The following is a 12,421-nucleotide window of genomic DNA, read 5'->3' on the forward strand; positions in this document are numbered from 1 at the left end:
CGGATCGCTTCCAACCACGGTAACCTCCACGTCCGCCGTCAGAATTGTCCACTTTGCGGCCTGGTTTCAAGTTGCGATGTCGGCGGCAGAGCTCGTCTGCCCAGCGGGCATGAAACGACGCGGGAAAGCCAGTCCCCACTTTTCGGCCCCCCGCCCTTGCCGCCTCAGGGCGCGCCGCCTAAAAGCACCGGCGAACCGTGAATTTCCTCGCGAATCTCTTCGCGAATCCCTTGGAGACCTCCATGCGGCCAAGCCGTCGTGCGCCCGATGAACTGCGCGCCGTCACCCTCGAACGTGGCGTCGTCAAATATGCCGAAGGCTCTTGCCTGGTGAGGTTCGGCGATACTCATGTGCTGGTGACAGCGACGCTGGAGGATCGTCTGCCGCCGTGGCTGAAGGGGCAAGGCCGGGGCTGGGTGACCGCGGAATACGGCATGCTGCCGCGCGCGACGCTGGAACGGACGCGGCGCGAAGCCAGTGCCGGCAAACAGAACGGCCGCACGGTCGAAATCCAGCGCCTGATCGGCCGCGCTTTGCGCACCACCGTCGATCTCGTCGCGCTTGGCGAGCGGCAGATCACCGTCGATTGCGACGTGCTGCAGGCGGACGGCGGCACCCGCACCGCATCGATCACCGGCGCCTGGGTGGCGCTCGCCGACTGCCTGGCCTGGATGAAAACCCGCAACATGGTGAAAGGCGACGTGCTGCGCGACCACGTCGCCGCGGTTTCCTGCGGCATCTATAACGGTACGCCGGTGCTCGATCTCGACTATGCCGAGGACTCGGAAGCCGAAACCGACGCCAACTTCGTCATGACCGGCGATGGCCGTATCATCGAGGTGCAGGGCACCGCCGAGAAGACGCCGTTTTCCCAGGACGAGTTCCTGGCGCTGATGGCGCTCGCGAAGAAAGGCATTGCCAGACTCTGCGACCTGCAGAAGATGGCTGTCGCCTGATCGATTCGCAGAGCCGTAACCGACCATGACCGCACCCCGCCGCATCGAAGGCAAGCTCGTGATCGCGACCCACAATCCCGGCAAGCTCGCCGAGATGCGCGAGCTGCTGGCGCCGTACGGAATCGCCGCAGTATCCGCGGGCGAGCTGGGCTTGGGCGAACCGGAGGAGACCGGCGACAGCTTCCAGGCCAACGCCCGCATCAAGGCGGAGGCCGCAGCAAAGGCCGCGCAGCTTCCCGCCTTCGCGGACGACTCTGGCCTTGCGGTCGATGCGCTCGGCGGGCAGCCCGGCATCTATTCGGCACGCTGGGCCGGGCCTGCGAAGGACTTCAATGCGGCGATGGCGCAGATCGAGCGGTTGCTGCAGGAGCGCGGCGCAAGGGAGCCCGCCGATCGCGGCGCGCACTTCGTCTCCGCGCTGTGCGTCGCCTGGCCGGACGGTCATGTCGAAGAGGTGGAAGCACGCGTCGATGGTACGCTGGTCTGGCCACCGCGCGGAACGGCAGGCTTCGGCTACGATCCGATGTTCCTGCCCGACGGTCACGCTCGCACGTTCGGCGAAATGACCTCGGACGAAAAGCATGGACTGCCTCCGCGCGGCATGGGACTGTCGCACCGCGCGCGCGCATTCGTGAAGCTGGCGGAGAGATGCCTTGCCCGTGCCTGACAGCCCAGCCTTCGGCGTCTATGTGCACTGGCCCTTCTGCCTGTCGAAGTGCCCGTACTGCGATTTCAACAGCCATGTGCGTCACGCGGCCATCGACGAGGAACGCTTCGCCCGCGCCTTCGCGCGCGAGATCGCGACCACCGCCGCCCGCGCGCCGGGCCGCACCGTATCATCGATCTTCCTCGGCGGCGGCACGCCATCCCTGATGAAGCCGGAAACCGTCGGCGCCATCCTCGATGCCATCGGCAAGCACTGGTCCGTCGCGAGCGACGTCGAGGTGTCGCTGGAGGCGAATCCGACCAGCGTCGAAGCCACCCGCTTCCAGGGCTATCGCGCCGCCGGCGTCAACCGCGTCTCGCTCGGCGTGCAAGCCTTGGACGACGCCTCGCTGAAGGCGCTCGGCCGCCTGCATTCGGCCCGCGAAGCGCTCGATGCGGTGGCGATCGCCCGCAAGGCGTTCGGTCGCTACTCGTTCGACCTGATCTACGCGCGACCGGCGCAGACGACGCAGGCCTGGACCGAGGAGTTGAGGTTCGCGATCTCCGAAGCCGCCGAACACCTGTCGCTCTATCAGCTCACCATCGAACCCGACACGCCGTTCGCCGGCCTGCATGCTGCGGGCAAGCTGGTGATTCCGGACGAGGCGAATGCGCGGGCCCTGTACGACACGACGCAGGAGGTTTGCGCAGCGCTTGGCCTGCCTGCCTACGAGATCTCCAACCACGCCCGCTCCGGCGCCGAATGCCGTCACAACCTGATCTACTGGCGCGGCGACGAGTATGCGGGCATCGGCCCCGGCGCGCACGGCCGGCTCGACGTGGATGGCGTACGCCGCGCGACCGCGACCGAGAAGCGTCCCGAAAGCTGGATGATGCGGGTCGAAACGCTCGGCCATGGCGTCATCACCGATGACGAACTGACCAGCGAAGAACGCGCCGACGAATATCTGCTGATGGGGCTGCGCTTGCGCGAAGGCATCGATCCGCAGCGCTACCGGGCGCTTGCCGGTCGTTCCCTGGCACAGGATCGTATCGACGGACTGCGCGACGAGGGCGTGATCAGCGTCGATACCGACGGGCGGCTGCGCGTGACGCAGGATGGCTTTCCCGTGCTCGATGCGGTGGTCGCCGATCTCGCGGCTTGATCGCTGTCGCGCGGGCGCCGAACCGAACGCACGCGCGCCGCTTGAGAAGCCGAGACGGTCCCGCCAGCCAATCAGACGAAGCTGCGCGGCGCAGCAGACGCAACCTGTCCGCCGCCGGAACCGACCCGCATCACCGCAAGCCCGCGTTCATTGGTGCCGTCGGGGCGGAAGCGGAACAGACCATCGATGCCTGCGAAACCCGAGGCGTTCTGCAGCACGTCCGGCGAGAAGCGCTGACCGCCTTGCGTCTTCGCCAGCGCCGCCACCAGCGCGACCGCATCGTAGGCATGGGTCGATGCGCGAACCGGCTCCTGTCCGTATTTGGTTCGGTAGCGGCCCGCAAACGAGCGATAGCCCGCCGGATCGGGCGCGGCATAGAGCCCACCCTGCAGGGCTGCGTTGGCATACACGCGCGGATGATCCCAGAGACCGGTGCCGAACAACTGCACGCCGCGCAGATTGGCGCCGGCGGTGGTCAGCGCCTCGATCACGCCGCCGATCGCCTCGCCGTCCTCGGGCAGAAACAGCGCGTCCGCCTGCGGCAGCGCCTGCGCCACGTTGCGCGCGGCATTCTGCAACTGGCTGCGATCGGAACCATAGCGCTCGGACACGACGATGCGCGCCCCACGCCGCGCCGCCACCTGCTTGAAAGCAGCCTCCACGACATTGCCGTAGGCATTGTCGCGGATCATCGCCGCGAATGATCGTTTGCCGATGCTCACGGCATAGTCGACGATCCGGCTGACGTCCGACTCCGGCAGGAAACTGAGCAGATAAACGCCGCGGCCGGCGACGCTCGAATCGGTCGAGAACGCGATCACCGAGATGTTGCGGCCGCGTGCGACTTGCGCCGCGCCGGGAACCGCGACGCCGTACAATGGCCCAAGGATGATCTCCGCACCTTCGTCAATCGCCTGCTGCGCGGCCTGTTGCGCACCCTGGGCGCTGCCGCCGTCATCCTTCACCAGGAGCTGGATGTTCGGGTTCTGGAATTCGGCCAATGCAAGCTCAGCGGCATTGCGCATCGACTGCGCGATCGCCGGCGCATTGCCCGCGCCCGACAGCGGCAGGATCAGTCCGGCCTTGATCGATCCCGTACCGAGCGACGTCGATGCCTGAGGCGGCCCGGCCGGCGCAGGCGCGGTAGGATCCTGGCCCGGCAGGTAGGTCGAGAAATTCGAGATGGCTGACTGCACATTGGCGCAGCCCGCAAGCGCGGGAGCGGCAACGATCAAGCTCAGCGCGGACCGGCGCGTGACGCCCGGACGCGAGGGAAGCAACTCTATCGGACCATCCATCGTGGCTCTTTCGCTGGACCGGGCTTCGCGACCCATCCCCCGGTCATGCTTGAGCAAGACCATCTGGATATCAATTCCGGCATAGTGTCGTCCATTGGTTAACCAACCCAGAAAAATTATGGCGAGCCTCAGGCGAGCGTTGCCGGATCCCGCGGGCTTCCGCTGTCGGCCAACCATCTCCTTGTTCGACCTGATCTTTTAGGTCCCGTTCGGACCGATCATGCTCTAGATTGACGTCATGCGCGACAAACCCACATCCACCAGGACAGCAGCCCCCGCCGCAGACGCGGCACGGTCGCACACATATACCATCGCAGGCACGCCCTTAAGCGCACCGCAGCTGCCGGCGGGGCTCTATCTGGTGGCGACGCCAATCGGCAACCTCGGCGACATCACCTTGCGCGCGCTGGAGACGCTGGCGGGTGCCGACGCAATCGCCTGCGAGGACTCGCGCGTGACGCGCAAACTGCTGGACCGGTTTCTGATCGCGACGCCGCTCACGCCTTATCATGAGCACAACGCGCAAGTCGCGCGGCCGAAGCTGCTCGAGCGGCTGGCGCAAGGAGGCGCGATCGCACTCGTTTCCGATGCCGGAACGCCGCTGATCTCCGACCCCGGTTTCAAGCTGGTGCGCGAGGCCGCAGCAGCAGGCCATCGCGTGACGGCGATTCCCGGTCCGTCCGCTGTGCTGGCCGCGTTGAGCGTCGCCGGGTTGCCGACCGACCGTTTCTACTTCGAGGGATTCCTGCCGCCGAAATCCGCCGCGCGGCGCACCCGCATCGCCGAGCTCGCGCGCATCGATGCAACGCTGGTGCTGTTCGAGGGCGGCTCGCGCATCGGCGACACGCTGCATGACCTCGCCGCCGCAATGGCTGACCGCGAAGCAGCGATCTGCCGTGAAATGACCAAGCTGCACGAAGAGATCGTGCGTGCGCCGCTGGCGCAGCTTGCGAGCGACAGCGTAACCCTTGAAACCCGCGGCGAGTTCGTGCTGGTGATCGCACCGCCGGCCGCCGATGCCCGGCAGCTCAGTTCCGACGACCTCGATCGCATCCTGACGACGGCGATGGAAACCCACAGCATGAAAGACGCCGTCGCGCATGCTGTCGAGGTCTCGGGGCATCCGAAACGAGCTGTCTATTCGCGCGCGCTCGAACTGGCGAAACGGGCTGCGGAGCCGAACGACGATGACGACTGACCGGCCGAAAGGACACACGCCGATTGCCGCACGCGCCCCGGCGCCGGAACGCATCGCCGCGTTCGAACATGGCTTGTCGGCAGAAAGCCGCTGCGCTGCCTGGCTGATCGCCAAGGGCTATCGCATCCTTGCGCGACGGTTTCGGTCGCGCGCGGGCGAGATCGACATCATCGCGCGGCGCCGCGGCGTGACCGCGTTCATCGAGGTGAAGGCGCGGGCAAAACTCGACGATGCCGCCTATGCCATCACGCCACAGCAACAGCTGCGGATTATCGCAGCCGCCGAGGTCTGGCTCGCGGCCCATCCGCAATTCGCCAATGACGAGCTGCGGTTCGATGCGATGCTGATCGCGCCAGGCCATCTGCCTCGTCATCTGATTGCAGCCTTCGACGCGACACCCCGCTGATTCCGCTGTCATTCCAGCCCCGCAGGACAACCGTTCCGGATCGGAGCCATCCTGAAAAGAGACTGGAAAGATTGCCCCGGATCGCACAGATTGCCTCCCTGCCGCATCACCTTCTCCCAGCGTGGAATTTTCCGATGAGCCTGAAGATCGCAGTCCAGATGGACCCTATCGCCCGGATCAACATCCGTGGCGATTCCACCTTCGCTATGCTGCTGGAGGCGCAGAAGCGCGGACACGCGATCAGCTACTACACGCCAGACCGGCTGGCGCAGCGCGGCCGCGACGTGTTCGCCGCCGTGCAGCCCTTGAGCGTGCGCGACACGGAGGGCGATCACTTCACGCTCGGCGAAGCCAAGCGCGAGAACCTCGCCGCGTTCGACGTGATCCTGCTGCGGCAGGATCCGCCGTTCGACATGGCCTACATCACCACCACGCACATGCTGGAACGCATCCATCCGAACACGCTGGTCGTCAACGACCCGACCCAAGTGCGCAACGCGCCGGAGAAGGTGCTGGTGATGGAGTTCTCCGACTTGATGCCGCCGACGCTGATTTCCCGCGACCTCGACGAGATCAAGGCGTTCCGCGCCGAGCATGGCGACGTGGTGATGAAGCCGCTGTACGGCCACGGCGGCGGCGCCGTATTCCGCATCACCCGCGAAGATCTCAACTTCGGTTCGCTCTACGACATGTTCTCGACCACGTTCCGGGAGCCGTGGGTGATCCAGCGTTTTCTCCCCGAAGTGAAGCACGGCGACAAGCGCATCATGCTGGTGAACGGCGAGTTCGCCGGCGCCGTCAACCGCGTACCCGCTGCCGACGACTTGCGCTCCAACATGGTGCGCGGCGGCGCGGCGCAAGCCACTGACCTGACGCCGCGCGAACGCGAAATCTGCGAGCGCATCGGCCCCACGCTGCGCGCGCGCGGCCTGATCCTGGTCGGCATCGACGTCATCGACGGCAACCTGACCGAGATCAACGTCACCTCGCCGACCGGCATCCGCGCGATCGCCCGGCTCGGCGGCCCGGACATCGCCGCCAAGGTCTTGGACTGCATCGAAGCGAAACGCGCCTGATTGCTGCGTTTTAGTTAACGCCTTGGTTACGGTGCAGCCCTAGTATCTCTACGATGCAGAGGCGGTGTCCGGATGTCCCGGGTTTCGGCCGCGTAGAAAGATCGGCCAGACCGCACGATGGCGATCGAAGTTTTTCAGGGCGGATCGATCCCCCGCGAACTGTCCAGCGGAACGATGGAGTTCCTCTGGGCCAAGTGGAAGACGCTCAACGCCACCAACAGCCTGTCCTTCCAGCGGCTGATGGAAGAATCCGATCTTCCCGTGCGTGCGAATCTGACCTGCCTGGTGCAGACCGGCGACGACTTTGTCTACATGTATGTCGGCAAAGCGGTGCAGGAAGGCACCGGCTTCGACACCACCGGCCGTCGCTTGTCCGCGTCGAAAACTCCAGTCGGCCGCGATCTGCTCGAGGTCTACCGTCACACCGCGCAGTCGGGCGTGCCGTCGTTCGTACGCTTCGCCGGCTCGGCGGGACGCGGACAGATCTGGCAGGGTCTCGTCCTGCCGATCCGCCTCGCGCCGGAGACGGTTTTCCTGGTCGCGTATTCAGAGCAGATCAACCTGCATTCCGACGTGTGTGCGCATCTGTTCCAGAGTGCGCCCGAACCGATGCTGATCGCATCGCCGATCGTCAACGATGTCGGCGATGTGCGCGACGGCTGGGTCATCATGATGAATGACGCGGCCCGAACGCTTCTGGATTTTCACGACGGCATCGGCAATCTCAGGTTGAGGCAGCTGGCAATGCTTGCCGGATTCGAGTTCGGCTTCAAGCTGCATCCGCCCGTGCCCGACGGCACGCGAAGTACGCTGAAACCTGCGCACGGCCTAGGCGCCGAGGTGATCCGCTTCGCCAACGCGTTCGTGCTGCGGCTGCACCGGCAGGACAGGGCCGGCGCCCGCGAATCCGTCCTGGCGCCAGCGCTCGCGCCGGTCGAGAGCATCCCGTTCTGATCCCGTCAACAACGGCAGCGCTTGAAGCCTGTTTGCGCGTGACCTTTACCCGATCGGCATGCGCTGCCGTCAGGCCAACGCCGCCTGTCCGAACCGCTGCACCAGATAATCGATGAACAGCCGCACCTTGACCGCCAGGTGCCGCGTCGGCGGATAGATCGCATAGAGCGTCAGTGGTGGCGTCTTATATGCGACGAGGATGCTGCGCAGGTCACCGCGCTTGAGCGCCGCCTCGGCGATGAACACCGGCAGCACGGCGATGCCGCGTCCGGCAACGGCCGCATCGCGCAACACTTCGGCGTTGTTCGCGCACAGCGTCCAGCGCGGATTGATCCAGTGGTCACCATCCTCACCGGTCAGCTTCCATTGGTTTCCGGTCGACAGATAGCCATAGGTCAAGCAGACATGGTTGCGCAGATCGGCGGGGTGCTCCGGTGTGCCGTGTTCCTGCAGATAGCCTGGCGAGGCACAAATCACGCGATCGATCGGCATCAGCTTGCGCGCGATCAGACTCGAGGATTCGAGCTCGGCGATGCGTAGCGTGACGTCGAGCCCGTCCTGCACTGGATCGACATGTTCGTCGCTAAGCACGAGCTGGATCTGCAGGTCGGGGTAAAGCTGCATGAACCCGGCGATGGCAGGGCCAAGCTGTATCGTCCCGAACGACATCGGCGCGTTGACGCGCAACAGCCCGCGCGGCTTCACCTGCAGTTCGCTCACCGCCCGATCGGCGGCATCGAGGTCGGCGAGGATGGTGACCGCGCGCTCATAATAGGACTGGCCGTTCTCCGTTGGCGTGACGCGGCGGGTGGTCCGGCTGAGCAACTGGACACCGAGCTCCTGCTCCAGTTCGGCGACATGCTTGCTGATCGCCGAGCGCGACATGCGCAGCCGCCGGCCGGCCTCTGAGAAGCTTGCCGTCTCGACCACTTTGACGAAGGCCCGCAGGCTCGTGAGCTTGTCCATGTCAGGCTCCGGGAGGTGCTTCCAGTCCCTCGACCCTAGGCGATCACAGCCAGATTGTCATCAAATCAGAGACAGTGATGCCACTATACGGCCAATTGTCTCCAAACAATCCCGAAGCCACATTCCGTTCAACAGAGCGCGATGGACGCGCAACGAGCAACGGAGAGCGACCATGGCTGGGATTCACCACGTCACCGCAATTGCCGGAAACGGTCCCCGCAACTACGAGTTTTACACCCGGACGCTGGGTCTTCGCTTCGTCAAGAAGACGGTCAATTTCGACGATCCCGGCACCTATCACTTCTATTACGGCGATGAGACCGGTACCCCGGGCAGCATCCTGACCTTCTTCCCGTGGGAGGGAGCGGCGCCAGGGCGCGGCGGCGTCGGTCAGACCCAGCAGACCGCCTTTCGCGTGCCGGTCGGCTCGCTCGGCTACTGGACGCAGCGTCTGATCGAGAGGGGTGTCGCCCACGACGCGCCGGAGAAGCGGTTTGGCGAGTGGGTGCTCTCGTTCGTCGATCCCGACGGGACCAGCCTTACCTTGGTCGGCACGGCGGGAGCCGACGCCGAGAGCAGCTGGAGCAACGGCGAGATCCCGACCGAGCACGCGATCCGCGGCTTCCATGGCGTGACGCTGCTGATCGAGGATGCGGCACGAACCGGCGCGATCCTGACCGACGTGTTCGGCTACACCCGCACAGGCCAGGAAGGCTCGATCACTCGCTATCGCGTGCCCGGCCTGACCCAGGGCGCTGTCGTCGACATCTACGAGGCGAAGGGCTTCCTGCCCGGACGGCAGGGCCGCGGCTCCGTCCACCACATCGCCTTCCGCGCGGCGGATGACGCCGAGCAGGCGGCGATGGTGGAGAAGCTGATCACAGCCCACGGCATGCGTCCGACCGAGCAGCGCGATCGCAACTACTTCCGTTCGGTCTACTTCCGTGAACCGGGCGGCATCCTGTTCGAAATCGCCACCGATAGTCCCGGCTTCACCGTCGACGAACCGGCCGAAACCCTCGGGCAGGCGCTCAAGCTGCCGGCATTCCTGGAAGCGCACCGCAGCGAGATCGAGCGCGTTCTGCCCTCGCTTGAGAATGAAAGGGCTGCCTGATGACCAACCTGTCCTTCATCCATCGCTTCGAGCCGGCCACCCGGCTCGAAGCCCCTCCGCTGCTGCTGTTGCACGGCACCGGCGGTGACGAAAACGATCTCCTGCCGCTCGGCCGGATGATCGCACCGGGCTCGGCGCTGCTGGCACCGCGCGGCAAGGTGCTGGAGCACGGCATGCCACGCTTCTTCCGCCGTCACGCCGAAGGCGTGTTCGACGAGGATGACCTGCGCGACCGCGCGAACGAACTCGCCGATTTCGTCGGGGAGGCACGCAAGGCTTATGGCATCGCGCGGCCGATCGCCGTCGGTTTCTCGAATGGGGCCAACATCGCCGCGGCGATGCTGCTGCTGCGGCCCGATGTGCTCGCCGGCGCTGCGCTGCTGCGGGCGATGGTGCCGCTGTCGCAAGCGCCGAACGCCGACCTGACCGGAAAACCGGTGCTGCTGCTGTCCGGTCAGAGCGATCCCATCGTACCGCGCGAGAATGCAGTGCGTCTGCAAGCGCTGCTGTCGGAGCGCCGGGCGGAGGTTGCATTCCACGCGCTGCCGCTCGGCCATCAGCTCACGCAAACCGATCTGACCGTCACCCGGCAGTGGCTCGACACGCTCGGCCACAAGCCGCTCGCGCATGCGTCCTGACCGAACCCTCAATCATCCTTCACCCTTCGACCAACAAAGGAGACCACCCATGCCCATCATCGCCAAGGCGGCACCCGGAAAGCAGCTGCTGACGCCGAACGATCACACCCTGATCATGATCGACTTCCAGTCGCAGATGGCCTTTGCGACCCACTCGATCGACGCCGTGACGCTGCGCAACAACGCGGCCCTGGTGGCGAACGCTGCCGCCGGCTTCAAGGTTCCGACCATCCTCACCACCGTCGCCGAGAAGAGCTTTTCGGGACCGATGTTCGATGAAATCACCGCCGCATTTCCCGGCCAGACGTTGCTCGACCGCACCTCGATGAACACTTGGGAGGACGAGGCGGTGATCAAGCAGGTCAACGCAATCGGCAAGCCGCGGATCGTGCTGTCGGGGCTGTGGACCAGCGTCTGCATCGTCGAACCCGCGCTCTCCGCGATCGATCAAGGCTTCGAGGTGTTCGTGATCGCGGATGCCTGCGGCGACGTTTCGACCGAAGCGCACGAGCGCGCCATGCAGCGTATGATCCAGGCCGGCGCCAAGCCGATCACAGCGTTGCAGTACATCCTCGAGTTGCAGCGCGACTGGGCACGCGGCGAAACCTACGACCTGACGACCGGCATCGCCAAGACGTTCGGTGGCGCCTATGGCATCGGCATCAGCTATGCCAAGGCGATGTTCAACGCGCACGAAGGCTAACGCCGCGCACGATCGTCTTCCGGTCAGTGCCGGAAGACGATCGCTGCCGGACCTCGGTCGTTATCCGATGCGATCCGGTGCAGCCGCAACCACGCGAGCACCGGTGGGGGAACGCCGCTTCCACATCCGCAGCGCCAGCACGATCAGAATCTCCGATGCGATGAGCGCTGCGGCCACCCAAAAGCCGACCTGAACGGCATCATGGCCGCTGCCCCGCAGCACGTATCCCAGGGTCAAGAACGGCATGTTCCAGATCAACGTGCCGATCGCCGTCGCCAGCACGAACGCCTTCGGCTCGAGTGCAAGCACGCCCGCGGGCAACGCCAGGTAAATCCGGACGGTCGGCAAAGTCTGACCGAGCAGCGTGACCCAGAAGTGATTGCTGCGATAGGCGCCGGCGAGCCGGGCATACAACGCGGGTTTCAGCAGCACGTAACGTCCGAACCGCGCCACGAAGGCTTCGATGCGTTGCGCGCCGAGACTGCGGCCAAGGCCATACCAACCGACCGCGCCCACCAGCGAACCGACGCTGGTGACGGCCACCAGCGTCACGAGGCCCGCGCCGTCGCGCGCCGTCATGCCAAGCATCATCAGCATGACGTAGGAGGGGAAAATCGGCACGAACTTCTCGGCCAGCGCGAGCAGGCCCGCCCCCAGGATACCGAAGCTCATCAAGAGCGCGATGATATCAGACGACTCCATGCGAGCCTCACCCGGTGACCTGTCCGCGTCGGGCGATGCGATACACCGATGCGGGTGGCACGTTGCGATAGGTCTGGCCGATACAGCGCGCCTGCAGATCGAGTTGATCGAGGATGGCGTCGGGCACCGGGCAGCGCGGACCGTAGGTGATCTGATAGAATGCGCCGCCGGGCCGCAGATAGCGGAATGCACCCTTCATGATCGCCGCGACCTTCTGCGGCGGCATGGCGAGAATGCCAAGACCGCTGACGATGGCACCAACCGGCGCACCCTCATACAAGGGATATTTATCGAGCGTCGCCGCATCCATCCACAGCACGCGCGCTTGCGGAAAACGCTCCTGCAGCAGGCGCACGAAGTCTGAGCCGTATTCGACCAGCGTGAGATCCTGCTCGCGCACGCCGCGCTCGAGCAGCGCATAGGTAAAGGGCCCGGTCCCAGGACCAAGCTCCATCACCGGCCCTGTATCCGCCGAGATGTCCTTCGTCACGAGCGACGCAAGCGTCGCGCTGGACGGCGTGATCGAGGCTACGCGCAGCGGATTGCGCAGCCACGCAACGAAGAAGGGAAGAATATCAGCGCTGGCCATGGGAGGCCTC

14 protein-coding genes are annotated in these 12,421 nt (G+C 65.4%); 10 read left to right on the forward strand and 4 right to left on the reverse strand.

Going from position 1 to position 12,421, the window contains the following annotated elements; all coding sequences use genetic code 11:
* Positions 1–242: 242 nt before the first annotated feature.
* From rph to hemW, 3 genes are read left to right on the forward strand one after another with little or no spacing between them, the layout of a single operon-like run.
* Complete coding sequence (gene rph / locus X566_RS08455) at positions 243–956, forward strand: ribonuclease PH (protein ID WP_034468207.1); 714 nt, start codon at positions 243–245, stop codon at positions 954–956.
* Between the two features lie 25 nt (positions 957–981).
* On the forward strand, positions 982–1,623 hold the full coding sequence (gene rdgB, locus X566_RS08460) for an RdgB/HAM1 family non-canonical purine NTP pyrophosphatase (protein WP_034465213.1): 642 nt from the start codon (positions 982–984) through the stop codon (positions 1,621–1,623).
* A complete protein-coding gene (hemW, locus tag X566_RS08465; RefSeq protein ID WP_034465214.1) occupies positions 1,616–2,767 on the forward strand; it encodes a radical SAM family heme chaperone HemW in 1,152 nt (383 codons plus the stop codon). The genes rdgB and hemW overlap by 8 nt, the downstream gene beginning before the upstream one ends.
* A 71-nt stretch (positions 2,768–2,838) precedes the next feature.
* Here the strand turns inward: hemW and X566_RS08470 are convergent, their stop codons facing one another.
* Positions 2,839–4,065, reverse strand: coding sequence for a penicillin-binding protein activator (locus tag X566_RS08470; protein WP_034465215.1), 1,227 nt, complete (start codon positions 4,063–4,065; stop codon positions 2,839–2,841).
* A 238-nt stretch (positions 4,066–4,303) separates the two neighbouring features.
* Here X566_RS08470 and rsmI point away from each other — a divergent pair, with 238 nt between their 5' ends.
* From rsmI to X566_RS08490, 4 genes are all read left to right on the forward strand, one after another.
* Complete coding sequence (rsmI, locus tag X566_RS08475) at positions 4,304–5,263, forward strand: 16S rRNA (cytidine(1402)-2'-O)-methyltransferase (protein ID WP_034465217.1); 960 nt, start codon at positions 4,304–4,306, stop codon at positions 5,261–5,263.
* Entirely contained in the window at positions 5,253–5,669 is a 417-nt protein-coding gene (locus X566_RS08480) for a YraN family protein (RefSeq protein ID WP_051443959.1), read from the forward strand. The genes rsmI and X566_RS08480 overlap by 11 nt, the downstream gene beginning before the upstream one ends.
* Before the next feature lie 134 nt (positions 5,670–5,803).
* Positions 5,804–6,745, forward strand: coding sequence for a glutathione synthase (gshB, locus tag X566_RS08485; protein ID WP_034465218.1), 942 nt, complete (start codon positions 5,804–5,806; stop codon positions 6,743–6,745).
* Positions 6,746–6,862: 117 nt separating this feature from the next.
* On the forward strand, positions 6,863–7,699 hold the full coding sequence (locus X566_RS08490; RefSeq protein WP_034465219.1) for a hypothetical protein: 837 nt from the start codon (positions 6,863–6,865) through the stop codon (positions 7,697–7,699).
* Positions 7,700–7,768: 69 nt separating this feature from the next.
* Here X566_RS08490 and X566_RS08495 read toward each other — a convergent pair whose 3' ends face one another.
* The gene (locus X566_RS08495; protein WP_034465221.1) at positions 7,769–8,665 is read right to left on the reverse strand and encodes a LysR family transcriptional regulator; all 897 of its coding nucleotides are present in this window, start codon (positions 8,663–8,665) and stop codon (positions 7,769–7,771) included.
* A 172-nt stretch (positions 8,666–8,837) separates the two neighbouring features.
* Here X566_RS08495 and X566_RS08500 point away from each other — a divergent pair, with 172 nt between their 5' ends.
* The 3 genes from X566_RS08500 to X566_RS08510 are packed head-to-tail and all read left to right on the forward strand — an operon-like array spanning position 8,838 to position 11,120.
* Entirely contained in the window at positions 8,838–9,779 is a 942-nt protein-coding gene (locus X566_RS08500; RefSeq protein WP_034465223.1) for a ring-cleaving dioxygenase, read from the forward strand.
* Complete coding sequence (locus X566_RS08505) at positions 9,779–10,417, forward strand: alpha/beta hydrolase (protein WP_034465225.1); 639 nt, start codon at positions 9,779–9,781, stop codon at positions 10,415–10,417. The genes X566_RS08500 and X566_RS08505 overlap by 1 nt, the downstream gene beginning before the upstream one ends.
* Positions 10,418–10,466: 49 nt before the next feature.
* On the forward strand, positions 10,467–11,120 hold the full coding sequence (locus X566_RS08510) for a hydrolase (RefSeq protein ID WP_034465227.1): 654 nt from the start codon (positions 10,467–10,469) through the stop codon (positions 11,118–11,120).
* A 60-nt stretch (positions 11,121–11,180) separates the two neighbouring features.
* On the opposite strand, the gene X566_RS08515 is transcribed toward X566_RS08510, so the two are convergent.
* Both X566_RS08515 and X566_RS08520 read right to left on the reverse strand, forming a co-directional pair.
* Positions 11,181–11,822, reverse strand: a complete 642-nt coding sequence (locus X566_RS08515) for a DedA family protein (protein ID WP_034465229.1) — start codon at positions 11,820–11,822, stop codon at positions 11,181–11,183.
* Positions 11,823–11,829: 7 nt separating this feature from the next.
* Entirely contained in the window at positions 11,830–12,411 is a 582-nt protein-coding gene (locus X566_RS08520) for a class I SAM-dependent methyltransferase (RefSeq protein WP_034465230.1), read from the reverse strand.
* Positions 12,412–12,421 lie beyond the last annotated feature (10 nt).

Source organism: Afipia sp. P52-10, from assembly GCF_000516555.1.
Classification (GTDB): Bacteria; Pseudomonadota; Alphaproteobacteria; order Rhizobiales; family Xanthobacteraceae; genus P52-10.